This window comes from Microbacterium pratiae, assembly GCF_047302165.1.
Lineage (GTDB): Bacteria > Actinomycetota > Actinomycetes > Actinomycetales > Microbacteriaceae > Microbacterium.
On sequence record NZ_CP154843.1, the window covers coordinates 1,680,709 to 1,702,963 of the forward strand.

The following is a 22,255-nucleotide window of genomic DNA, read 5'->3' on the forward strand; positions in this document are numbered from 1 at the left end:
GCGCTTAAACTCCTCCCCAGCGCATCGGTTAAGCGCTTTGATCGCTTCGGCGGTCCGCGATTCAAGGAGGAAGACGTGAAGTTCAAGACAGTCGCAGGTGGCATCGCCACTCTGGCTGCGGTGTCGCTCATCCTGACCGGCTGCGGCCGCACGGACGAGTCGGCCGCCGGACCCGCCGAGGTCACCTCGCTCGACGACAGCCCGGCCACGGGCACGATCAGCGTGTGGGCGATGGGCGCGGAGGGCGAGGCGCTGCCGGGTTTCGTCCAGGAGTTCCAAGAGGCCAATCCCGACGTGAAGATCGACGTCACGGCCATCCCGTGGGACGCGGCGCACAACAAGTTCCAGACGGCGATCGCGGGCGGCAACACCCCCGACGTCGCCATGGTGGGCTCGACCTGGATGGCCGACTTCGGCGACGCGTTCGCGACCGTCCCGGCTGAGATCGCGACCGACGGCTTCTTCCCTGGAGCGCTCAGCACGACCGAGTTCGACGATCGCGCCGCCGGGGTGCCGTGGTACGTCGACACCCGCGTGCTCTACTACCGCACCGACCTCGCGCAGCAGGCGGGCTGGTCGCAGGCGCCCACCACCTGGGACGAGCTGCAGCAGCTCGCCTCCGACATGAAGGAGAAGGCCGGCGCCGAGTACGGCATCCGGATGCCGGGCGGCAACGACTCGTTCCAGGGCGCGATGTGGATGCCGTGGTCCGCCGGTGCCGAGCTGACCGACGGGGATGCCTGGACACTCGACACCCCCGAGATGACGAAGGGGCTGGAGTACTACGAGAGCTTCTTCGACGAGGGCCTCGCCGACGCGAACGCCGACATCTCCGCCGGGGCGACGGAGGCGGAGTTCGTGGCGGGCACCACCCCGATGGTCGTCGAAGGCCCGTTCCTGCGCGGTCAGCTCGAGCTGCTGGGCGGCGAGGACTTCGCATCGAAGTACGCGACGGCCGTCCTGCCCGCCGACACCGGCTCCGTGTCGTTCAGCGGCGGGGCGAACCTCGTCGTGTTCAACCAGAGCAAGAACGCCGAGTCGGCGTGGAAGCTCGTCCGCTGGCTCAGCGAACCCGAGACGCAGGCTGCCTTCTACGAGAAGACGGGTGACCTGCCCGCCCTCCAGGCTGCGTGGGACGCGCCCGCGCTGGCCGACGATGCGAGCCTGACGACTTTCGGCGAACAGCTGCAGACCGCCAAGGCTCCGCCGGTCACCACCAGCTGGGTGCAGGTGGCCGCGAAGGGCGACCAGGCTCTCGAGCAGCTGCGCCGCGGCGGAGCGGATGTCCCCGCCGTGCTGCAGAAGCTTCAGGCCGACGCCGACACGATCGGACTCGAGTGACCTCGATGTCCACCACCACCCTCCCCGCGGCCGGAGTCGACTCCGGCCGCGGGGCCTCCCGCCCCGGCGGGCTGCACGCGCGGCAGCGCAAGCGTCAGGCGCTCATCGCCTGGGCCTTCTGCCTGCCTTTCGTCGCGGTCTTCGCCGTCTTCATGCTGTTCCCGATCGTCGGCTCGTTCGCGATGTCGTTCACCGACTTCACGGCCCGCGACATCACCTCGCCGTTCGCGGTGAACTTCGTCTGGCTCGACCAGTTCGTGACGCTCTTCGGCGACCCGCGCTTCCTCACGTCGCTCGGGGTCACCGCCATCTTCGTCGTGGTCGGCATCCCCGTCACCATGGTGCTGGCGCTGGCTCTCGCGCTCGCCCTCAACAGCGGCGGCGGACGCATCGTCGCGTTCTTCCGCGTCGGGTTCTATGCGCCGGTGGTCACGAGCATCGTCGCCGTCGCCGTGGTCTGGCGCTACATCCTCCAGCCCGACGGCCTCCTCAACTCCGCCCTCGCGCTCGTCGGCATCGACGGCCCGAACTGGCTGAACGATCCCGCCTTCGCGCTTCCGTCGCTGATCATGATGGCGGTGTGGCGCAACGTCGGCACGCTCATGGTCATCTTCCTCGCGGGGCTGCAAGCCGTGCCGCAGGACGTCAATGAGGCGGCGACGATGGACGGCGCGTCGTCGTGGCGTCGGCTGATCTCGGTCACCCTGCCGCTGCTGCGCCCCACGATCCTCCTCGGCGCGGTGCTGATCTCCGTCGGCTACCTGCAGTTCTTCGAGGAAGCCTTCGTCATGACCAAGGGCGGGCCGCTCGATTCGACCCTCTCGGTGGCGTACTACACCTTCCAGCAGTTCGGCTTCGGCGAGTACGGCCTGGCATCGGCCGCCAGCTACGTCCTCTTCCTCGCCATCGCGCTGCTGAGCCTGCTGCAGTTCCGGCTGCTCCGTTCGAAGGACTGACCCGATGACAACCATCCCCGCTCCCGTGGTGGACACCGTCACGCCCCCGCCTGCGCCCAGGCGCGCCCGCCGCCGGCTCGGGCCGCGTGCGATCACCTACTCCGTCCTGACGGTCGGTCTCGTGCTCTGGCTCATCCCGTTCCTGTGGATGGTGCTCGGATCGGTCAAGACGCAGGGCGAGATCCTGCGCCGCCCGCCGACCTGGCTGCCGGAGAACCCGACGGGGGAGAACTTCGCGCAATGGTTCGGGCCCCTCGACTTCGGGCACTTCTTCACGAACAGCCTCATCGTCGCGGTCGTCACCGTCCTCGGGAACATCGTGTTCTGCTCGATGGTGGGCTACGCCCTGGCCAAGATGGAGTTCCCGGGCAAGAAGGTCCTCTTCGTCCTCGTCATGGTGACGCTCATGGTGCCGGGCGTCGTCACCTTCGTGCCGCTGTTCGTGATGGTCTCGTCGCTGGGGCTCGTCAACACCTACCCGGCACTGATCCTGCCCTTCATCACCGCCCCCATCGGCGTGTTCCTCATGCGTCAGTTCATCATGGGCATCCCCGACGCGCTGCTCGAGGCGGCGCGCCTCGACGGGGCGGGGGAGTGGCGCATCTTCTCGCGCATCGTGATGCCGCTGTGCGGGCCGCCGCTCGCCACTCTCGGCATCCTCACGTTCCTCGCGTCGTGGAACAACTTCCTGTGGCCGCTCGTGGCCGCTCAGACCGAGGACATGTACACGCTGCCCGTCGCGCTCTCGCTCTACTCGACGGGCCAGAACGCCACCAACTACGGACTGCTGCTGGCCGGGTCGGTGCTCGTCATCGCGCCGATCATCGTGCTGTTCGTGTTCCTGCAGCGCTGGTTCATCCGCGGCGTGGCCACCACCGGCCTGAAGTGACCCTCGCGCGGACCTCCGCGCCGCCGCATCCGTCCTCTCACGATCGAAAGCCCCCCATGCGACCCGAACTCCACACCGCTCCCGACGGAACGCGCTTCCGCGACCTCAACGGCAACGGCATCCTCGACCCGTACGAGGACCCGCGGCTGACCCCGGAGGAGCGCACCGACGATCTTCTCGGCCGGATGTCGCCTGCCGAGAAGATCGGGTTGATGTTCCAGACCGTCATCGAGATCGGCCCCGAGGGCGAGCTCCTCGAGACGCCGGGCGCCATCTCCAAGTCACCGACGAGCGACGTCGTCGTCGGCAAGAACATGACGCACTTCAACGTGCACGCGATCCGGACCGCCCGCGAGGGGGCCCGCTGGAACAACAACCTCCAGCGGCTCGCGGAGCGCACACCGCACGGAGTCCCGGTCACCATCAGCACGGACCCCCGTCACGCGTTCGTCGAGAACACCGGCGTCGCCTTCTCGGCGGGCCCCTTCTCGCAGTGGCCCGAGCCGCTGGGGCTCGCGGCCCTCGACGACCTCGAGGTGATCGAGCAGTTCGCCGACGTCGCCCGGCGCGAGTACTGCGCCGTCGGCATCCGGGCCGCACTGCACCCCCAGATCGATCTGCCCACCGAAGCTCGTTGGGGACGCCAGGCGCAGACGTTCGGCTTCGACGCCGAGCGGGTCTCGCAGATCACCGCCGCCTATCTGCGCGGTTTCCAGGGCGACGAGCTCGGCGCGCAGAGCGTCGCGTGCACGACGAAGCACTTCCCGGGCGGCGGACCCCAGCTCGACGGCGAGGACGCCCACTTCCCGTACGGTCGCGAGCAGGTGTATCCGGGCGGCATGTTCGACTACCACCTCGAGCCCTTCCGCGAGGCCATCCGTCGCGGCACGGCCGGAATGATGCCGTACTACGGCATGCCCGTCGGGCTCGAGCGGAACGGCGTGCCGATCGCCGAGGTCGGGTTCGCCTACAACCGGCAGATCGTGACCGACCTCCTGCGCGACGAGCTCGGCTACGACGGCGTCGTCGTCACGGACTGGGAGCTCGTCAACGACAACCACGTCGGCGATCAGGTGCTGCCGGCGCGCGCATGGGGCGTCGAGGAGCTCGACCCGACCCAGCGCATGCTGCGGCTGCTGGACGCCGGTGTCGACCAGTTCGGCGGCGAGGAGTGCACCGAGCTGCTGGTCGACCTCGTCGAGTCCGGCACCGTGCCCCTCGAGCGCATCGATGTGTCCGCTCGTCGCATCCTGCTCGTGAAGTTCCGGCTCGGTCTCTTCGACGACCCGTATGTCGACGAGGACGAAGCCGAGCGCATCGTCGGCAACGCCGACTTCCGCGCCCTCGGCACCCGCGCGCAGGCGGAGTCGCTGACCGTCCTGCAGAATCGCGACGACGTGCTGCCGATCCGGTCCTCCCCGCGCCCGAAGGTCTACGCCGAGAACATCGGCGATGCAGCCCTCGCTCCGTACGCCGATCGAGTCGAACGGCCCGAGGACGCCGATGTCGCGATCGTCCGCGTGGGAGCGCCGTTCGAACCGCGTGACGATCTGTTCCTCGAGAAGTGGTTCCACCAGGGATCGCTCGACTTCGGCCCCGGGCTGGTGTCGCGGCTGGGTCGTGTCGCGGCCCATGCGCCCCTCGTGCTGGTCGTCGGTCTCGACCGGCCCGCGGTGCTGACGCCTCTCGTCCCGGTCGCCTCGGCCATCGTCGCCGACTACGGCAGCTCGGATGCCGCGGTGCTGGCCGCGCTGACCGGTGCGGTGAGGCCGCGCGGCACGCTGCCCGTCGAGATTCCGCGATCGATGGAGGCCGTGCGTCGTTCCCGGACCGATGTGCCGGGCGACACCGACGAGCCGATCTTCCCGCGGGGGACCGGACTGTCGATCGTGCCGGCGTGAGACGCGTCGGTAGACTCCCCGGGGAATCGAGGTAGTCATGGTGGTCGGACGGCCCACGGTCTATGACGTCGCGGAACGTGCGGGGGTGTCGATCGCGACGGTCTCGTTCGCGTTCCGGCGCCCCGACAAGGTGCGCACGGAGACCCGCGACATGGTGCTGCGGGTCGCGCGCGAGCTGGGGTACGTGCCCAGCGGCTCGGCCCGGAACCTCGCGCGTGGCCGGACGGGCGTGCTCGGGCTGCACCTGTTCGATCTGCTCGTCGAGTCGGCACCCCCCGTCGAGACGGGTCTGCCTGCGACCGAGCCACCCGCCGCATCGACGTCCTCGTCCGGGCTCACCGACCTGGCCGACCTCGATCTCGACGTCGACCTGATCGCCTGGGACGCCGACGAGGACGTCCGCCGGAGCGCCCCGCGGACGTTCCCCCTCTACGTCGACGAGATCCAGCGCGGCTTCGTGCTCGAGTGCAAGCGAGCCGGCACGGCGGTACTCCTGAGCACGGGAGGGCTCGGCGCATCCGAGATCGCCGACACGGCGGGGCAGGTCGACGGTCTGGCGATCCTGCCGGGCCCGACGGTGACCGCGTCGCTCGGGTCGGTGTCGTCGACGCTCCCGGTCGCCGTGCTGAGCTCGCCGCTGGGCGACGCGCATCACGTCCTCGCCGACAACGCGGGCGGTGAGCGCATGCTGGTCGACCATTTCATCGACGTCCACGGCGTCTCGACGTTCGGGTGGATCGACGCGCCTGCGGGCTTCGACACCGACGAGCGCCGCGCCGCCTTCTTCGATGCGGTCGCCTCGCACTCCGGCGCGAGCGCCGAGATCATCGACACCGTCGAGCTCGAGCGCGCGCCGGTGTTCCCGGGGCTGAGCTCACGAGCACGCGAGGGCACGCTGCCGGAAGCGGTGCTGTGCGCGACCGATCAGATCGCGCTCGCCGCGCTCGACGTGTTGCATGCTCGCGGCGTCGACGTGCCGCGCGACGTCCGGCTGGCGGGCTTCGACGGCATCCAGGCGGCGGGGATGTCGTCGCCGCCGCTGACGACCGTGCGCCAGCCGATGGAGCTCATGGGGCGCATCGCCGCCCACCTGCTGCTGAACGATCCGGGCGACGGGTCGGCCCGCCGGAGCGTGCGCGTCGAGGTCGGACTCCGGGTCGGCGGAAGCTGCGGGTGCGCGGTCAGTCCGTGATGCGGCAGTGCGTCCGCAGCTCGCCGATCCCGTCGATCCCGACGGTGACGACGGAGCGGTCGCGCAGGAAGATCTGCGGGTCGCGCGAGTAGCCGGCGCCGCCCGGGCTGCCGGTCGAGATGAGCGTTCCGGGAAGCAGCGTCGCCGCTGTCGACAGATGCGCGACGAGTGTGGCGACCGAGCGGATCATTTGTCCGGTCGAGGCGTCCTGCACCGTCTGCCCGTCGACGACGGCCCAGATGTGCAGATCCTGCGGGTCGGGGATCTCGTCGGCGGTCACCACGTACGGTCCCGTCGGCGTGAACCCGTCGAAGGACTTGCAGCGCGACCACTGCGCCTCGGAGAACTGGATGTCGCGCGCGGTGATGTCGTTGACCACGGTGTAGCCCCAGACGTGGTCGAGAGCCGTGTCGGCGGGGACGTCCTTCGCCGCCGCCCCGATGATGACGCCCAGCTCGGCCTCGTAGTCGACGGACTCGCTGAGGCTCCGCGGCCACGACGTGATCGCATCGTGGGCGGTCAGGGAGTTCGGCCACAGGGTGAAGACGGTGGGGGCGGTGTCGGCCTTCAGGCCCAGCTCGCTCGAGTGGGCCGCGTAATTGAGGCCGACGGCCAGGACGATGGGCGGAGCCAGGACGGCCGACGCGAACGCGGAGCCATCGACGACGTGCCACGCGACGCCATCGCTCGTGGACGCGGCGGCGACGCGCGCCAGTCCGTCGTCACCGAGCTCGATGAGCTGCTGGAGCCGTTCGGGTGCGCCGGCGAACAGGTCGCCGACGAACGTGGCCCGGTCGTCTTCGACGAGCACGAGGCGGGGATCGTCGGCCCCCGCGGTCATCACGTGGGCAAAGCGCATACAGCCAGGCTACCCGGCTCGCGCGGCGGTCGCGGCGCAGGCCTCAGCCATCGGGCCGAGCCCGCCTGCGCTCTAGGGTGAAGGCGTGTCGTTCCCGTCGCCTCTCTCACAGCCGCAGCCCGGCCATCCCGGCCCCATTCCGGCCGCACCGAGCTCGCCGCCCGTCGTGCCCGTCCGAGCGCGGCCCGGCGGATGGGCGGCGCTGTGGGTCGGTGCCGTCCTGGTGCTGCTGATGCTCGGACTCATCGCCTACCTGGTGTCGTTCCTCGGCTGGTTCGCCTCGATCGTGGGCGCCGTCCTGGCCCTGTTGCCGTTGCTCGGCGTGCTGTGGGCGGTCCGCATCGTCGACCGCTGGGAGCCCGAGCCGCCGCGCCTGCTGTGGCTCGCTCTCGGGTGGGGCGCGATCGCCTCGGTGGTCATCGCCCTCGCTGTCGATCTGCTCGTCACGATCGTGGCCGGTCCCGCCCGCGACCCGTTCGCTCAGGCGTTGGGGAGCGTCGTCCAGGCGCCCATCGTCGAGGAGATCGCGAAGGGGCTCGGCATCCTCCTCATCCTCCGTCTGGGACGGCGCTACTTCGACGGTCCCGTCGACGGCGTGGTCTACGGCGCGATGATCGGGGCGGGGTTCGCGTTCACGGAGAACATCCTCTACTTCGCCGACAGCCTGATCGCCGGCGGTCTCGCCCAGGTGTCGGTCACGTTCGTGCTGCGCGGCATCCTCTCGCCCTTCGCCCACGTCATGTTCACCGCGGCCACCGGTTTCGCGGTGGGGCTCGCGGTACGACGAGGGGCGCGCGGCGCCGCGGTGTTCGGCCCGTGGGCGACCGGCCTCGCCGTCGCGATCCTCCTGCACGCGCTCTGGAACGGCTCGGCGGCCTTCGCCGACTTCTTCGCCCTCTACGCGACGCTCCAGGTGCCGTTGTTCATCGGATTCGTCCTCGGTGTGCTGCTGCTCCGCCGTGAGGAGGCGCGCCTCACGCGGGAGCGTCTGCACGACTACGCAGCGGCGGGGTGGTTCACTCCGGTCGAGGTCGATCTCCTCGCCACGGGGCGCGGTCGGCGCCGGGCGTTGGCCTGGGCGCGGACGCTCCCGGGCGATCGGACCGAGACGATGCGCGCCTTCATCGCCGAGGCGACACGTCTTGCGGCGGCTCGCCAGCGCGCGCTCACCGGCCGAGACGACCAGGCCCTCGCCGACGAGCGCGAGCACCTCGCCCGTGCCACGCGCCTGCGACAGGCGCTGCTGCGACCGTGACGAGCGTTCGTCGCGGGCATTCGTCGCGGGCATTTCTCGCGACGCGGTCCGGGAAAGACTCAGCGCCCGGTGCTGCGGCGATGCCTGCATGTCTCCCGGGCGCTGAGTTGGCCTGCCTCCATGATCCTCCGGCCCCCCAGTCGCGTCAAGAGGTGCGATCCGTCACGCTCCGCGTTGCACCCGCCCCCGCCCTCGGGTTGGATGGACACCATGACTGACGACCGCACCAAGCCCGAGATCGACGCCCCCGAGGGCCCCGCGCCCGATGACCTCGTCGTTCGCGACCTGATTGTCGGCGACGGCGCCGAGGCCAAGCCCGGCGACACCGTCACCGTCCACTACGTCGGCGTCGAGTACACCTCCGGCGAGGAGTTCGACTCGTCGTGGAACCGCGGCGAGAGCATCCAGTTCCCGCTCCGCGGCCTCATCCAGGGCTGGCAGGACGGCATCCCCGGCATGAAGGTCGGCGGGCGCCGTGAGCTCGTGATCCCGCCGCACCTGGCCTACGGCCCGGCCGGTGGACACTTCCTCGGCGGCAAGACCCTCATCTTCATCATCGACCTGCTCGCGGTCGGCTGATCCGACGAACGCCTCTCGACGGGCGGATGCCGCACCACGCGGCATCCGCCCGTCGACGTTCGGTCACCGGAAATTTACATTCGCGGGAATAGGATGTGCGAGGGTCGCGTTGCCGCCCCTGTACGCCGGACCCCTCCCGGACACCTACGACGAAGGACGATCATGACCACGACCACCGAAATCCCCGGTTACAAGGCTGGCACCTGGGTGCTCGACGCCTCCCACAGTGAGGTGGGCTTCAGCGTCCGCCACATGATGATCTCGAAGGTGCGCGGCACCTTCGCCGTCGCCGAGGCGACCATCGTCGCCCCCGAGAACCCCCTCGAGCTGACCCTCGACGCCAAGGTCGACGTCGCCTCGATCAACACCAAGGACGAGGGTCGCGACAACCACCTCCGCAGCGCCGACTTCTTCGACGTCGAGAACTACCCGAACATCACGTTCGTCTCGACCGGCGTGCGCCAGCAGGGCGGCGACTTCCTCGTCGACGGCGACCTCACCATCAAGGACGTCACCAAGCCCGTGACCTTCGAGGTCGAGTTCGGCGGCTTCGGCACCGACCCGTGGGGCAACTACAAGGCGGGCGCGACGGCCAAGACCGTCATCAACCGCGAGGAGTTCGGCCTCACGTGGAACGCCGCGCTCGAGACCGGTGGCGTGCTCGTCGGCAAGGACGTCACGATCGAGCTCGACCTGCAGGGCTCCATCCAGGCCTGATCGCCGGATACTCGCGAGGGGCGGATGCTGCGGCATCCGCCCCTCGTCGTGTCAGCCGCCGCGGCTCGGTCGGCTCACGGCGTCGGATGCGTCGCGTCGTAGGCGCGGAAGGCCGGGGCGAGCCGCACGAGGAGCGCCACGAGCCCCACGATGATGAAACCGCCGAGCAGCGGCGGGAACCACAGGGCCGTGACCGTCGCAAGGGTGCCGGCGTACAGCGCGCCCAGGCGCGGGCCGCCGGCGACGACGACGATGAACAGTCCCTGCAGCCGGCCCCGGATCGCATCGGGCACCGCGGCCTGCACCATCGTGTTGCGGTAGATCGAGCTGACGTTGTCGGCGGCGCCCGAGCCCGCCAACGCGAGGGCGGCGAGGGCGATGAGGGCGACGTTCGCGGAGTCCTCGCCGATCCGCCCGGGGGAGAGCACGCCGAACGACCCCGCGAGCAGGACGGCGCCGAACAGCGCGATCGTGACGCCGTAGGCGACGATCGCTCGCTCGATGCCGCGGCCGTGGAGCGGATAACGGGCGATCGGTCCGGAGAACAGGCTCGAGAGGAATGCCCCCACCGCGATGGCGGCCGTGAGCAGTCCGGTCGTGATCGCGCCGCCGCCGAGCAGCACGGCGCCGATCGCGGGGAAGAGGGCGGTGGGCTGGCCGAAGGTCATCGCGATGATGTCGAGGATGAACTGCAGCCGGATGTTCCTCGCACGCTTGATGAACCGCCACCCGTCGGCGAGCGATCGCAGGCCCGGGCGGACGACGGTGCCTTCGGGGCGGATGCTGGGCAGCGACCAGAGGCCCAGGAACAGGGCGCTCATCAGCACGAGGTCGATCGTGTAGGTCCAGCCGTATCCGGTGAAGGCCACGAGCAGTCCGGCGGCGGCGGGCCCGACCGAGACCATGATCCCCATCGTGATGCCGCCGAGGGCCGACGCCGCGGGCAGCAGCTCGCGGGGGATGAGTCGCGGCACGATCGCCTGACGCGCGGCCATGACGACCGAGTTCGCCGCCGAGTTCACGACCGCGATGGCGTACAGCCAGGCGACGGTCTCGCCCCCGCTCCACGTCAGGACCATGAGAACGGCCGTCGAGACGAAGGTCACGGACGCCGCGATGATGGCGACCCGGCGCCGGTCGAAGGCGTCGGCGAGCATGCCGCCGTACAGGCCCGCGATGATCATCGGCACGAGCCCCGCGACCGCGATCATGGCCACGGCGAAGGTCGACGCCGTCAGGTCGTACATGTGCAGCATGATCGCGACGATGGTCAGCTGGCCGCCGAGGCCGGCCAACGTGGAACCCACCCACATGCGCGCGAACGCGGGCGAGGTGGTGAGCGGCCGCAGATCGATCAGATGGTCTCGTCGCAGGCGCATCAGATGAGCCTAGATGACTGGTAGAGTAGAGCGGTTGCCGTTCGATCGGCCGCGGATAAAGAGAGCTCGCACATCCTGTGTCGGGCGCCGCGCAATGAGAAGGAAGGGGATCCCATCTATGGCACTCGAAGCAGACGTCAAGAAGGCGATCATCGAAGAGTACGCGACGCACCCCGGTGACACCGGATCCCCCGAGGTGCAGGTCGCGCTCATGTCGCAGCGCATCAAGGACCTCACCGAGCACCTCAAGATCCACAAGCACGACCACCACTCGCGCCGTGGACTCTTCCTGCTCGTCGGTCAGCGCCGTCGACTGCTCGGCTACCTCCAGGAACTCGACATCCAGCGTTACCGTTCGCTGATCGAGCGCCTCGGACTCCGCCGCTAAGGAGAACGACCCGCGCACAATCGCGCAAAACATTCTTGCGAAGGCCGCCCCACGGTGTGGGGCGGCCTTCGGCTTCTCCCGGACCGGCGCCGCGAGAACGTACCTTCACCGCGAGAACGTACGCCGTACGGTGCGTCGTCGCGGAGACGGTGCGTGCTCAGCGGCCGGCGCTCAGCGGCGGGCGGCGGCGAGCAGGTCGGCGTGCCAGCGCTCGGCGACGTCGGGGTGCGCGCGCAGGCGCGACTTGAGCGCGTTCTCGCCGTGCACGCCGTGGATCGGGTTGGTCGGGTCCTTCGTCACGCCTCGCGCCTCGGCGGCGAGCTCGGCGGGCAGGTCGATGAGCGGGAACCGGGCGTCGAGCGCGGGGTTGAAGAAGAACGGCACCGAGATGCGGTCGTCGGGGTACCGCGGCGAGACCACGCGGTGGTTCGTCGCGATGAGATAGCCGTCGGTCGCGTACTCGAGCAGCTCGCCGATGTTGACCACGAACGCTCCCGGCACCGGCGGCGCATCGACCCAGACGCCGTCGCGCTCGACCTGCAGGCCGCCCTTGCCGGGCTCGACCCACAGCAGGGTCAGGGCGCCCGAGTCCTTGTGGGCGCCGACGCCTTGCTGCGGCGTGGGGTCGTCCTTGCCGGGGTAACGGACGATCTTCAGGAGGGTCTGCGGTTCGCCGAAATGATCCTCGAAGTACGTCGCGGGCGCGCCGAGGGCCTCGGCCCACGCCCGGAGGAGACGGCGCGCGACCTCGGAGAGGTGCGCGACCCACGCGTCGGTCACCTCGCGCAGCTCGGGCTGCGCGGCCGGCCAGAGGTTGGGGCCGATGAGCCGGGCGTAGTCGGGGGCGTCCGGGTCGGCGACCGCGGGCCGCTCGGGGCCGATGTCGATCTGCTCGCGCCAGTCGACACGGCCCTGCGTCAGCTCGCCGCCGACGCGCGTGTAGCCGCGGAAGTGCGGACTGTTGACGTTCTCGATGGCGAGCTTGTCGGCCTCGGGCAGCTCGAAGAACTCGCGTGCGACGCGGTGCAGCCGATCCTCGAGCCCCGCGGGGATGCCGGTACCGGTCAGGTAGAAGAACCCGACGTCGTGCGTCGCTGCCCGCAGTTCGTCGCGGAAGCGCGCCACATCGGCGGCGTCGCCGTCGAGCTGGGAGAAGTCGAGAACGGGAAGGGAGAGCTCGCTCATGCAGCGAGGTTACGAGCCCTCCGCGCCGTCCGCGCGATTGTTGCGGGGGATGACCGCTCCGGGCTCGCGGGGGCGGCGGGAACCCGTCGGGTCGTTCCGCCGTCCCTCGCGCCCCGCGAGCTCCGGATCGCGGAACAGCCACGCCGGGCGTGGTTCGACGAGCGGGCGGAACAGGCGTCGCACCGGTGCGGTGGCGAGACCGAGCGCGATGAGGATCGACGCGGCGACGACGAGAGGGAGCCACAGCCACGTCGGCTCGGCATCTCGCAGCACGCCCGATTCGCGGAACGGGTACAGCACGAACGAGTGCAGCAGGTAGACGTACATCGTGTACTGACCGAGGCGGGTCCAGCGGTGCGAGCCGCGGGGGATGAGGGCGAAGAAGGATGCCGTCAGAGCCAGGGCCACGAGCAGCAGCGCGACCCGGACCGCTCCGGCCCACCACTCGGAGCTGCCGGCATCGGCGTAGCTCGCGTCGTAGAACATCCACTTGCCGAGGTTGATGTCGCGCCACGTGCCGATGAAGGCCCACGCTGCCCACCCGGCGATCGCGAGCGTCGCGATGGCTGCGCTCACGGTGCCGGCGTTCCGACGCAGCAGGTCGAACCGGTCGACGACGTCCCGGTCGCGCAGCCACCAGCCGAGCACGAAGAAGGGCAGGAAGCCCAGGGTGCGCGAGAGCGACAGCGTCGAGTCGATGTTGGGCAGGTAGCCCGAGATGATCGAGATCGCGAACGCCCAGGCGAGCGGCCAGCGCAGCAGTGCCAGGTAGGGCAGGACGAGACGGAAGATGCCGAGCGCGAGGAGGAACCACAGCGTCCACGACGGCTGGGTCGGATTGGGGTTCGCCTGTCCTTCGACGAGGAACTTCGTGAGCGTCCACAGGCCCTCGAAGATCACGTACGGCACGATGATGTCGGTGATCACGCGTGCCATCTGCCGTCGCGACTGCGGGTCCGACTTCGAGAAGTAGCCGGAGATGATCGCGAACGCGGGCATATGGAACGCGTAGATCACGAGGTACATCGCCATCGCGATGTCGGAGTCGTACGTGAGGCGCTGGATCGCGTGCCCCAGAACCACCAGCACGATGCAGGCGAAGCGGGCGTTGTCCCAGAAGGGCACGCGCCGCTTCGGGCGCGTTCCGGTCGTACCGGTGGCGGGATGCGTCATCGTGGATGAAACACTATCCCGCGGGAATACTCCGAGCGCGACCGCGTTGCATGGTTTATATTCATTTGCATGAAACGGATGCCGAGGCGTCCGGGAAGGCGGACCGACGTGAACACGCACACGAGCGAACACACCGGCTGGTCGGGGATGCAGTTCGGCATCTTCACCGTGAGCGACATCACGGCAGACCCCACGACCGGCCACACCCCGAGCGAGGCGGAGAAGATCCGCGCCGCCGTGACCATCGCGAAGCACGCCGAGGAGGTCGGGCTCGACGTCTACGCGATCGGAGAGCACCACAACCCGCCGTTCTGGTCGTCGTCACCCACGACGACGCTCGCGTACATCGCTGCCCAGACCGAGCGCCTCATCCTCTCGACCGCGACGACGCTCATCACGACGAATGACCCGGTGAAGATCGCCGAGGACTACGCGATGCTGCAGCACCTCTCCGGCGGCCGCGTCGACCTCATCATGGGGCGCGGCAACACCGGCCCGGTGTACCCCTGGTTCGGCAAGGACATCCGTCAGGGCCTGCCGCTGGCGATCGAGAACTACGCCCTCCTGCACAAGCTGTGGCGCGAGGACGTCGTCGACTGGGAGGGCAAGTTCCGCACGCCGCTGCAGGGCTTCACCTCGACGCCCCGTCCGCTCGACGGTGTCGCGCCGTTCGTCTGGCACGGTTCGATCCGCACGCCCGAGATCGCCGAGCAGGCGGCCTACTACGGCGACGGGTTCTTCGCGAACAACATCTTCTGGCCCAAGGAGCACTACCAGCGCCTGATCGACCTGTACCGTCAGCGCTTCGCGCACTACGGTCACGGCACGCCCGAGCAGGCGATCGTCGGCCTCGGCGGACAGGTGTTCATGAGCGCGAACTCGCAGGATGCCGTCCGGCAGTTCCGCCCGTACTTCGACAACGCCCCCGTCTACGGTCACGGCCCCTCGCTCGAGGACTTCAGCGAGATGACGCCGCTCACTGTCGGTTCGCCGCAGCAGGTCATCGACCGATACGCCGCGATGCGCGAGACCTTCGGCGACTACCAGCGCCAGCTGTTCCTCATCGACCACGCGGGGCTCCCGCTGAAGACCGTGCTCGAGCAGCTCGACATCCTGGGCGGCGAGGTCGTCCCCGTGCTGCGCAAGGAGCTCGCACAGGGGCGCGGCGCCGACGTCCCCGACGCGCCGACGCACGCTGCGCGCGTGCGCGAGGTCTACGGCGACGGCCCCGCGCGTGAGGCGCGTCCTCGGGCCAACCGCGGTGACAACCTCAGCGGCCCCTCGCCCTACCAGGACGCCCCGGCGCCCGCAGGTTCGGCCTTCGGTGTGGCGGCGGCACGATGAGCGCCCGCCGGATCGCGGTCGTCTCGGCGGGTCTGTCGAACCCGTCGTCGACGCGGATGCTCGCCGACCGCCTGGCGACGGCGACGATCGCGGAGCTCGCGGCATCCGACATCAGCGCGACCGCTGACGTCATCGAGCTGCGCGACCTCGCGCACGACATCACGAACAACCTGCTGACGGGCTTCGCCCCGCCCGCACTCGAGTCGGCGATCAACTCGGTCGTCTCGGCCGATGCGCTCATCGCCGTGACGCCGATCTTCTCGACCAGCTACTCGGGGCTGTTCAAGTCGTTCATCGATGTGCTCGACCCCGACTCGCTGACCGGGAAGCCCGTGCTGATCGGGGCGAACGCGGGCACGGCTCGGCACTCCCTCGCGATCGACTACGCCATCCGACCGCTGTTCGCGTACCTGCACGCGGCCCCGGTCTCGACCGGCGTCTTCGCCGCCTCGAGCGACTGGGGCAGCAAGGCCGACGAGGTCGCACCGCTCAGCGCGCGGGTCGAGCGCGGAGCGCGAGAGCTCGCGGCGGCCGTCGTCGCACGCACGCCCGTCAAGGATGCCGACCCCTTCGACCCGGCCTCGTATCTGGGCGAGGGGAAGTCGTTCGGGCATCTGCTGGGCGGTCTCGCGGGGGAGTGACCCGCTCCCGGCGGCGCGCCAGGGCGGCCGCGATCAGGTCGATCGCGGCGCCCAGCGCGAGCGCCGCGGCGACCGACAGCACGACGGCGACGACGGGCGCGTCCGGGAGGAGCACCCCGATGGCGGCGCCGATAACGCTCTGGTAGCCGGCCCAGGCGCTCGCCGCCACCAGGGCGACGGCGAGGAACCGCGCGGCCGGCACACGCGTGGCTCCCGCGGTGAGGTTGACCGCGAGCCGCGCGAAGGGGATGAAACGCGCGGTGAAGACGACCGTCGCCGTCCCGCGCGACAGACGTGCCCCGGCCCACGCGAACGCCTGCTCCACCCGTCGGTGTCGCATCCATCGCCAGCGGCGAAGTCCGATCCGGCGGCCGATCGCGTAGCAGAGGGCATCGCCGCAGAACGCGGCGATCGCCGCGACCCCGACGACGGCGAGCAGCGGGGGTTGTCCCGTCGCGGCGGCGAGGGCGCCCGCGGCCGTCACCGCGATCTCACCCGGCACGACGACCACGACGGAGTCGAGCAGGACGAGCGCGTAGACCACGGCGAGGACCCATGGTCCGCCGGAGATCGCGTCGAGCAGGTCTGCGGGCACGCTGCATCCCTATCAGCCGGGGATGAACGCCGCGGGAACGGCGACGGTCAGGCGTCCGCGAGGTGACCGGCCGCGGAGGACCGCGTGAACAGTGCGCGACAACGGCTGCTCCGGCGGTCGGAGGCGCGTCATCGGAGCCACCCTGGTGTCGTGAGAGTCGCGGTCGTCACCGAGTCGTTCCTGCCCCACATGAACGGGGTCACCGGTTCCGTGCTGCGGGTGCTCGAGCATCTCGAGCGCCGCGGGCACGAGTCCTTCGTCGTCGCGCCGGGCGCGGGGCGAGGGCATCCGCTCGCCGTGCCGGGGCGCGCGGTGAGGTCGATCCCCATGCCCCGGTACCCCGCGGTGCGCGTCGCGGCGCCGCCGGTCTCGTCCGTCACCCGGGCTCTGCGAGCGTTCCGGCCCGACGTCGTGCACCTGGCTTCACCGTTCCTTCTCGGGTGGCAGGGGCTGCTCGCGGCTGAAACCCTCGGCCTGCCCAGCGTCGCCGTGTACCAGACCGACGTCATCGCGTATACGGAGCGCTACGGCCTGCCGAGCGCCTCGGCCCTGACAGCTGCCCACGTGCGGCGGCTGCATCGCCGAGCCACGCTGACCCTCGCTCCCGCCGACGCGGCACGGCGTCAGCTCGAAACCCTCGGAGTGGACCGTGTGGCGATCTGGGGTCGCGGGGTCGACGGCATCCGTTTCGCTCCTCATCGCCGTGACGAGGCCTGGCGGGCCCGGTTCGTGCCGGGACTGGCGCCCGGCGAGGTCGTGGTCGGTTACGTCGGACGGCTCGCGCCCGAGAAGCAGATCGAGGACCTCGCCGCGTTGCGCCCGCTGCCCGGCGTGCGGGTGGTCATCGTGGGCGACGGCCCCTCACGAGCGGCGCTCGAACACCTGCTGCCGGATGCCGTGTTCGTCGGGCAGCTGCAGGGAGACGCGCTCGCCACCGCGATGGCCAGCTTCGACGTCTTCGTGCACCCGGGCGAGAGCGAGACGTTCGGCCAGACCATCCAGGAGGCGCAGGCGAGCGGCGTGCCGGTCGTCGCGACCGGGCGCGGCGGGCCGCTGGACCTCGTCCGCAGCAGTGTCGACGGTTGGCTGTACCGGCCCGGCGACGCGGACGACCTCCGCGATCGGGTCGCCGACCTGGCGGGGGATGCCGCGAAGCGGCGTGCGTTCGGCGCGGCTGCACGCGACGCCGTCGCCGGTCGCACGTGGGAGAGCCTCGGTGATGCCCTGCTCGGCCACTACGAGCGTGCCGTGGAGCTGCGCGCGATCGATCGCGCGCGGCGAGTCCGGGTGTGGCCGCGTGCCGAGCTGCCGGCCGCGGGTGACGGGCCTCCGCTCTGGCGGCGCTACGTCGCGCTCGGCGACTCGATCACCGAAGGACTCTGCGACACGTCGCGGATGCCGGCGGGGATGCATCGGGGATGGGCCGATCGTCTCGCCCGGCTCCTCGCTTCCGCGTCGCCGCGCACGAGCGGGGGGACGGCCGCCTTCCAGTACGCGAACCTCGCCGTGCGCAGCAAGCGCGTACGGCATCTCGTCGATGAGCAGGTGCCCGCCTGTCTGGCGTTGCGGCCCGACCTCGTGTCGGTGCTCATCGGTGCCAATGACCTCGTTCGGGCCCGGGTCGATGTCGTGAGCGTCGCCGACGAGGTCGAGATCGCGGTTCGGCGGCTGCGAGAGTCCGGCGCGGATGTCCTGCTCGCCACGGTGTTCCTCCCGGGACGGGCCGCGGCGAGTATGTTCGCGCGCCGCTTCGCCGCCTACAACGCGCGGCTGCGTGCGATCGCGACGAGCACCGGCGCGATCCTGGTCGATCTGGAGGCGGTGCCCGAGCTCGCGCGGCTCGAGATGTGGGCCGACGACAGAGTGCATCTGCGGTCGTGCGGGCATCGGCTCGTCGCGTATCGCGCGGCGGAGGCCCTCGGGGTGCCCCACGCGGAGGCGCTCGCCGCTCTCGATGAGGCGTTCCATCTCGACGACGAGCCCGCGGCGCCGGGAACCTGGCTGCGCCGCGACGCCCTCCCGTGGGTGTGGCGGCGGATGCGCGGTCGCACCGCCGGCGACGGCGTGTCTCCCAAGCTTCCCGCGTACGTGCGCATCGGTCCCACCACCCCGCGCCGCTCATCCCTCCCGCAGCAGTAGCCCGCGCCGCGCCCGCATCGCCGAGGACGTACCGTCGCCGCGAGCACGCACCCTCGCCGGTACGTCCTCGCGACGAGCGTGCGTTCTCGCCGAGAGGCGGCGGAGGAGCGGGGGATGCGGGTCAGGGGCGCCAGCGGTACTCGGCCTCGGGGCGGCCGGGCGTGCCGTAGCGCTGGGCCCGCTCGGCCCGGCCGGCGTCGGCGAGGTGCTCGAGGTACCGGCGCGCGGCGACGCGCGACATCCCCAATGCCTCGGCGGCCTCACGGGCAGACAGCGCCCCCGTCTCGCGGAGCCGATTCGACACGCGGTCGAGAGTCTCGGGCGCCAGGCCTTTCGGGATGGGCGCGGTGACGGGTCGCAGCGCGCCGAGCAGTGCATCGATCTCGGCCTGGGTCGCCGATCCCGTCGTCTCGCTTGCGCGCGCGCGGAAGCGCGCATACTGCGACATCCGTTCCTGGAAATCGGCGAACGTGAAGGGCTTCACGAGGTACTGCACCGCGCCGAGTCCGACGACCTGCCGGACCACGTCGGCATCGCGGACGGAGGTGATCGCGATGACGTCGACGTCGCGGGCTCGTGCGCGGAGGTGGCGGAGGACGTCGAGTCCCGATCCGTCGGGCATCGTCATGTCGAGCAGCACGAGGTCGACCTCATCGGCGGTCGGGCTGTCGAGGAGTGCCCGGAGGGCCGCGCGTGCGCCGCTGCACTCCGCGACGACCCGGAAACCATCCAGGCGTTCGATGTAGTGACGGTGAAGGTCGAGGGCGAGCGCTTCGTCGTCGACGAGCAGAACGCCGATCATGTTCCCCTCCTCGGCAGGATGACGCGGAACGTCGTCGGATCGTCGTCGACGGCGACCACCCCGCCCGCGTCGTCGACGATCGCCGCGACGAGTGCGAGGCCCACGCCGCGCCCCTGGGTGCCGGCGGGCTTCGTCGAGAAGCCGTGCTCGAAGATGCGGCGTCGGAGGTCTGCGGGCACACCGGCTCCCGAGTCCGACACGGCGATCTCGAGCTCGTCCTCCGCGGTGCGCGTCATCCTGATCTCCACCCAGCGCGGTTCCGGCCCGCCGGCGGCGGCGTCGAGCGCATTGTCGATGAGATTACCCACGACCGAGACGGCGTCGACCGGCGACAGTACCGAACGCGGCGCATCGGGAGCGATCTTCGACCGCCAGCGGATGCCGCGTTCCTTGGCCTGAGACGCCTTGCCGAGCAGCAGGGCGCCCACGGTGGGATCGCCCTCCCGCCGGGCGGCGACCTCGTCGACCAGGATCTGGCTCTGCTGGGAGGTCTCGGCGAGGATCTCGATCGCCTCGGGGGTGCGCCCCAGCTCGAGCAGGGCGATCGCCGTGTGCATGCGGTTGCCGTGTTCGTGGGTCTGCGCGCGCAGCGCCTCTCCGAGGGTGCGGAGCGACTCGAACGACGACACCGCGTCGCGGACGGCGCCGGCCGGCAGATCTCCCGTGACCTGCCGCGTCGCCCGGCGCGCGACGACGGCCCCGACGAGGCCGGCCGCGAGCAGGGCGGCGGCGATGCCGACGGTGACGAGGATGCGGGGGCCCAGGGTCGCCGCGATGCTGCCGATCGTCACGCCGACCGAGACCCACCCGACGACGGCGCCGTCACGCTCCACGGGCACGATCGTGCGGATCGACGGACCGAGGGTTCCGGTGAACTCCTCCGTGAGCGCACGTGCCGTGGGGGGAATCGACCCGAGATAGCGCTCGCCGATCCGTGCGGCGTCGCGGTGCGTGATGCGGATGCCGCTCGGGTCCATGATCGTGACGAAGTCGACGCGGGCATCGACGATCACCTGTTCGACTTGGGGTTGCAGCTCCGTCGAGGCGAGGTCGCGGTCGCCGGCGGCGAGAAGATCGGCGACCTGGGTCGAGTCGGCGACGGTCTGGGCCACGGCCTGGGTGACGCGCTCGGCTTCGGCGCGCGCCGAGCGCTGCCCGTCGGCGACGAGGATGCCGGCGATCGCGAGGGTGAGGACCGCCACCGCCACCGCGACCGCCACGAACACGAGCGAGGCGGCGCTGCGGGTGCGCGTTGTCATGCCGCTCTCGCTCTCGTCGTCATCGTCGGGCTCACGCGGGTCGCAGGCCGCGACCAATACGACCATAAATCGGCGCCCGAGGGGAACGGTCCGACGCTGAGAAGCGCACCGACAGAGACGTCGGCATCGGACAACGACTGTTCAGCTGGAGGAGACCATGGCTCTCACATCATCTTTCCGCCTGCCGGGGTACAACGCCCGGAAAGGCAAGCAGGCCTGGGACAAGCACACGTGGCTCTACGTCTCGGTCATCCTCGCGGTCGTGCTGGGCGCGGTCGTCGGTCTCGTCTGGCCGACCTTCGCCGTCGGCCTCGAGCCGCTCGGAAAGGGCTTCGTCAACCTGATCAAGATGATGATCGCACCGATCATCTTCTGCACGATCGTCGTGGGGGTGGGCTCGATCGCGAAGGCCGCGACCGTCGGGCGCATCGGCGGATTGGCCCTGCTCTACTTCATGGTGATGTCGACGTTCGCCTTGGCGATCGGACTCATCGTGGGCAACATCATCCACCCGGGTGAGGGGCTCAACATGCAGAGCGCCACCTACGACGCCGGCGCGGCGGCCGAGGCGAAGTCGACTACCGACTTCCTGCTGGGCATCATCCCGACCACGTTCTTCTCGGCCTTCACGGGTGAGAGCGTGCTCCAGGTGCTGTTCATCGCGCTGCTGGTCGGATTCGCGCTCCAGGGGCTCGGTGAGAAGGGCGCACCGATCATGAGCGCCGTGAAGAACCTGCAGACACTGGTCTTCCGCATCCTCGGCATGATCCTGTGGCTGGCTCCGATCGGTGCCTTCGGCGCGATCGCGGCGGTGGTGGGCAAGACCGGCGTCGCCGCGATCGTGAGCCTCGGCGTGCTGATGATCGCCTTCTACATCACGTGCGTCGTCTTCATCGTCGCGGTGCTCGGCACGCTGCTCTATGCCGTCGCGCGGGTCAACATCTTCAGCCTGATGAAGTACCTCGCTCGCGAGTACCTCCTGATCGTCGGCACGTCGTCGAGCGAGTCGGCGCTGCCTCGCCTCATCGCCAAGATGGAGCACGTCGGCGTCTCGAAGCCTGTCGTGGGCATCACGGTTCCCACGGGGTACTCCTTCAACCTCGACGGCACGGCCATCTACCTCACGATGGCGTCGTTGTTCATCGCCGCGGGCATGGGGGCTCCGATGTCGATCCCCGAGCAGATCGGACTGCTCGTCTTCATGATCATCGCGTCGAAGGGAGCGGCCGGAGTCACTGGTGCCGGACTGGCGACCCTTGCCGGCGGTCTGCAGGCGTACCGCCCCGACCTCGTCAACGGCGTCGGCGTGATCGTCGGCATCGACCGCTTCATGTCGGAGGGTCGCGCCTTGACCAACTTCACGGGCAATGCGGTCGCGACGATCCTCATCGGAACCTGGACGCGCGAGTTCGACCGCGAGCAGGCCCGCGCCGTGCTGAGCGGCGAGCGTCCCTTCGACGAGGCGATGCTCACCGGTCACGGCCACGACGGGATGTCGAACGACACGGGCGCCGTCAACACGCAGGGCCTCGGTGACGCCGCCCTCGACGAGGCCGCGGCGAAGGAGGAGCGCGCGCGCCTCCGCCGTGAGGCCGCGACTCGCTGACCCGCTGGACCGATGACGGCCCGATGGCCGCGGCTCCGAGAAATCGGATGCCGCG

20 protein-coding genes are annotated in these 22,255 nt (G+C 70.2%); 13 read left to right on the forward strand and 7 right to left on the reverse strand.

The features are described 5' to 3' along the window. Window positions 1-75 precede the first annotated feature (75 nt). From AA0Y20_RS07840 to AA0Y20_RS07860, 5 genes are read left to right on the forward strand one after another with little or no spacing between them, the layout of a single operon-like run. A complete protein-coding gene (locus tag AA0Y20_RS07840) occupies window positions 76-1,341 on the forward strand; it encodes an extracellular solute-binding protein (RefSeq protein ID WP_412938558.1) in 1,266 nt (421 codons plus the stop codon). Between the two features lie 5 nt (window positions 1,342-1,346). Then, window positions 1,347-2,297 carry a carbohydrate ABC transporter permease gene (locus AA0Y20_RS07845; RefSeq protein ID WP_412938559.1) on the forward strand — a complete coding sequence of 317 codons (951 nt, stop codon included), beginning with the start codon at window positions 1,347-1,349 and terminating at the stop codon, window positions 2,295-2,297. A gap of 4 nt (window positions 2,298-2,301) precedes the next feature. Then, window positions 2,302-3,186, forward strand: coding sequence for a carbohydrate ABC transporter permease (locus tag AA0Y20_RS07850; RefSeq protein ID WP_412938561.1), 885 nt, complete (start codon window positions 2,302-2,304; stop codon window positions 3,184-3,186). Between the two features lie 56 nt (window positions 3,187-3,242). Then, window positions 3,243-5,087 carry a glycoside hydrolase family 3 protein gene (locus tag AA0Y20_RS07855; protein WP_412938564.1) on the forward strand — a complete coding sequence of 615 codons (1,845 nt, stop codon included), beginning with the start codon at window positions 3,243-3,245 and terminating at the stop codon, window positions 5,085-5,087. Window positions 5,088-5,124: 37 nt separating this feature from the next. Then, window positions 5,125-6,279, forward strand: a complete 1,155-nt coding sequence (locus AA0Y20_RS07860) for a LacI family DNA-binding transcriptional regulator (RefSeq protein ID WP_412938566.1) — start codon at window positions 5,125-5,127, stop codon at window positions 6,277-6,279. Here AA0Y20_RS07860 and AA0Y20_RS07865 read toward each other — a convergent pair. Next, entirely contained in the window at window positions 6,269-7,138 is an 870-nt protein-coding gene (locus AA0Y20_RS07865) for a fumarylacetoacetate hydrolase family protein (RefSeq protein ID WP_412938568.1), read from the reverse strand. The genes AA0Y20_RS07860 and AA0Y20_RS07865 overlap by 11 nt on opposite strands. 85 nt (window positions 7,139-7,223) lie before the next feature. Here AA0Y20_RS07865 and AA0Y20_RS07870 point away from each other — a divergent pair, with 85 nt between their 5' ends. The 3 genes from AA0Y20_RS07870 (at window position 7,224) to AA0Y20_RS07880 (ending at window position 9,689) form a co-directional block, all read left to right on the forward strand. Then, window positions 7,224-8,393, forward strand: coding sequence for a PrsW family intramembrane metalloprotease (locus tag AA0Y20_RS07870; RefSeq protein ID WP_412938569.1), 1,170 nt, complete (start codon window positions 7,224-7,226; stop codon window positions 8,391-8,393). A gap of 210 nt (window positions 8,394-8,603) precedes the next feature. Beyond that, on the forward strand, window positions 8,604-8,972 hold the full coding sequence (locus tag AA0Y20_RS07875; RefSeq protein ID WP_023951826.1) for an FKBP-type peptidyl-prolyl cis-trans isomerase: 369 nt from the start codon (window positions 8,604-8,606) through the stop codon (window positions 8,970-8,972). 162 nt (window positions 8,973-9,134) lie between these two features. Further along, on the forward strand, window positions 9,135-9,689 hold the full coding sequence (locus AA0Y20_RS07880; protein WP_120263135.1) for a YceI family protein: 555 nt from the start codon (window positions 9,135-9,137) through the stop codon (window positions 9,687-9,689). 74 nt (window positions 9,690-9,763) lie between these two features. Here the strand turns inward: AA0Y20_RS07880 and AA0Y20_RS07885 are convergent, their stop codons facing one another. Continuing rightward, window positions 9,764-11,068 (reverse strand): MFS transporter, encoded by a 1,305-nt coding sequence (locus AA0Y20_RS07885; RefSeq protein ID WP_412938570.1) that lies wholly within the window; start codon window positions 11,066-11,068, stop codon window positions 9,764-9,766. Window positions 11,069-11,186: 118 nt separating this feature from the next. Here AA0Y20_RS07885 and rpsO point away from each other — a divergent pair, with 118 nt between their 5' ends. Continuing rightward, window positions 11,187-11,456, forward strand: coding sequence for a 30S ribosomal protein S15 (rpsO, locus tag AA0Y20_RS07890; protein WP_091499760.1), 270 nt, complete (start codon window positions 11,187-11,189; stop codon window positions 11,454-11,456). Between the two features lie 171 nt (window positions 11,457-11,627). Here the strand turns inward: rpsO and AA0Y20_RS07895 are convergent, their stop codons facing one another. Next, complete coding sequence (locus tag AA0Y20_RS07895; RefSeq protein WP_412938571.1) at window positions 11,628-12,641, reverse strand: isopenicillin N synthase family dioxygenase; 1,014 nt, start codon at window positions 12,639-12,641, stop codon at window positions 11,628-11,630. A 9-nt stretch (window positions 12,642-12,650) separates the two neighbouring features. Continuing rightward, on the reverse strand, window positions 12,651-13,814 hold the full coding sequence (locus tag AA0Y20_RS07900; protein ID WP_412938573.1) for an acyltransferase family protein: 1,164 nt from the start codon (window positions 13,812-13,814) through the stop codon (window positions 12,651-12,653). A 147-nt stretch (window positions 13,815-13,961) separates the two neighbouring features. On the opposite strand from AA0Y20_RS07900, the gene AA0Y20_RS07905 reads away from it, so the two are divergent. Then, window positions 13,962-15,158, forward strand: coding sequence for an LLM class flavin-dependent oxidoreductase (locus AA0Y20_RS07905; protein WP_412939725.1), 1,197 nt, complete (start codon window positions 13,962-13,964; stop codon window positions 15,156-15,158). Further along, window positions 15,155-15,799 (forward strand): FMN reductase, encoded by a 645-nt coding sequence (locus AA0Y20_RS07910; RefSeq protein WP_412938574.1) that lies wholly within the window; start codon window positions 15,155-15,157, stop codon window positions 15,797-15,799. The genes AA0Y20_RS07905 and AA0Y20_RS07910 overlap by 4 nt, the downstream gene beginning before the upstream one ends. Here the strand turns inward: AA0Y20_RS07910 and AA0Y20_RS07915 are convergent. Then, window positions 15,711-16,394, reverse strand: a complete 684-nt coding sequence (locus AA0Y20_RS07915; protein WP_412938576.1) for a DedA family protein — start codon at window positions 16,392-16,394, stop codon at window positions 15,711-15,713. The two genes, AA0Y20_RS07910 and AA0Y20_RS07915, sit on opposite strands and share 89 nt — an antisense overlap. Before the next feature lie 150 nt (window positions 16,395-16,544). Here AA0Y20_RS07915 and AA0Y20_RS07920 point away from each other — a divergent pair, with 150 nt between their 5' ends. Beyond that, complete coding sequence (locus tag AA0Y20_RS07920; protein WP_412938577.1) at window positions 16,545-18,533, forward strand: glycosyltransferase; 1,989 nt, start codon at window positions 16,545-16,547, stop codon at window positions 18,531-18,533. Between the two features lie 121 nt (window positions 18,534-18,654). Here AA0Y20_RS07920 and AA0Y20_RS07925 read toward each other — a convergent pair whose 3' ends face one another. Together AA0Y20_RS07925 and AA0Y20_RS07930 are read right to left on the reverse strand one after the other, a co-directional pair. Further along, entirely contained in the window at window positions 18,655-19,335 is a 681-nt protein-coding gene (locus AA0Y20_RS07925; protein ID WP_412938579.1) for a response regulator, read from the reverse strand. Beyond that, window positions 19,332-20,594, reverse strand: a complete 1,263-nt coding sequence (locus tag AA0Y20_RS07930; protein WP_412938581.1) for an ATP-binding protein — start codon at window positions 20,592-20,594, stop codon at window positions 19,332-19,334. The genes AA0Y20_RS07925 and AA0Y20_RS07930 overlap by 4 nt, the downstream gene beginning before the upstream one ends. A gap of 157 nt (window positions 20,595-20,751) precedes the next feature. Between AA0Y20_RS07930 and AA0Y20_RS07935 the strand changes: the two genes are divergently transcribed. Then, window positions 20,752-22,200, forward strand: coding sequence for a cation:dicarboxylate symporter family transporter (locus AA0Y20_RS07935; protein WP_412938583.1), 1,449 nt, complete (start codon window positions 20,752-20,754; stop codon window positions 22,198-22,200). The last annotated feature ends 55 nt before the right edge of the window (window positions 22,201-22,255 follow it).

Bases quoted from the DNA above. Each gene is read 5' to 3' on its own strand.
- AA0Y20_RS07845 (WP_412938559.1), top strand. From the start codon at position 1,347: ATGTCCACCACCACCCTCCCCGCGGCCGGAGTCGACTCCGGCCGCGGG.
- AA0Y20_RS07850 (WP_412938561.1), top strand. From the start codon at position 2,302: ATGACAACCATCCCCGCTCCCGTGGTGGACACCGTCACGCCCCCGCCT.
- AA0Y20_RS07910 (WP_412938574.1), top strand. From the start codon at position 15,155: ATGAGCGCCCGCCGGATCGCGGTCGTCTCGGCGGGTCTGTCGAACCCG.
- AA0Y20_RS07885 (WP_412938570.1), bottom strand. From the start codon at position 11,068: ATGCGCCTGCGACGAGACCATCTGATCGATCTGCGGCCGCTCACCACC.
- AA0Y20_RS07880 (WP_120263135.1), top strand. From the start codon at position 9,135: ATGACCACGACCACCGAAATCCCCGGTTACAAGGCTGGCACCTGGGTG.
- AA0Y20_RS07895 (WP_412938571.1), bottom strand. From the start codon at position 12,641: ATGAGCGAGCTCTCCCTTCCCGTTCTCGACTTCTCCCAGCTCGACGGC.
- AA0Y20_RS07935 (WP_412938583.1), top strand. From the start codon at position 20,752: ATGGCTCTCACATCATCTTTCCGCCTGCCGGGGTACAACGCCCGGAAA.
- AA0Y20_RS07855 (WP_412938564.1), top strand. From the start codon at position 3,243: ATGCGACCCGAACTCCACACCGCTCCCGACGGAACGCGCTTCCGCGAC.
- AA0Y20_RS07875 (WP_023951826.1), top strand. From the start codon at position 8,604: ATGACTGACGACCGCACCAAGCCCGAGATCGACGCCCCCGAGGGCCCC.
- AA0Y20_RS07905 (WP_412939725.1), top strand. From the start codon at position 13,962: ATGCAGTTCGGCATCTTCACCGTGAGCGACATCACGGCAGACCCCACG.
- AA0Y20_RS07865 (WP_412938568.1), bottom strand. From the start codon at position 7,138: ATGCGCTTTGCCCACGTGATGACCGCGGGGGCCGACGATCCCCGCCTC.
- AA0Y20_RS07925 (WP_412938579.1), bottom strand. From the start codon at position 19,335: ATGATCGGCGTTCTGCTCGTCGACGACGAAGCGCTCGCCCTCGACCTT.
- AA0Y20_RS07900 (WP_412938573.1), bottom strand. From the start codon at position 13,814: ATGACGCATCCCGCCACCGGTACGACCGGAACGCGCCCGAAGCGGCGC.
- rpsO (WP_091499760.1), top strand. From the start codon at position 11,187: ATGGCACTCGAAGCAGACGTCAAGAAGGCGATCATCGAAGAGTACGCG.
- AA0Y20_RS07930 (WP_412938581.1), bottom strand. From the start codon at position 20,594: ATGACAACGCGCACCCGCAGCGCCGCCTCGCTCGTGTTCGTGGCGGTC.
- AA0Y20_RS07860 (WP_412938566.1), top strand. From the start codon at position 5,125: ATGGTGGTCGGACGGCCCACGGTCTATGACGTCGCGGAACGTGCGGGG.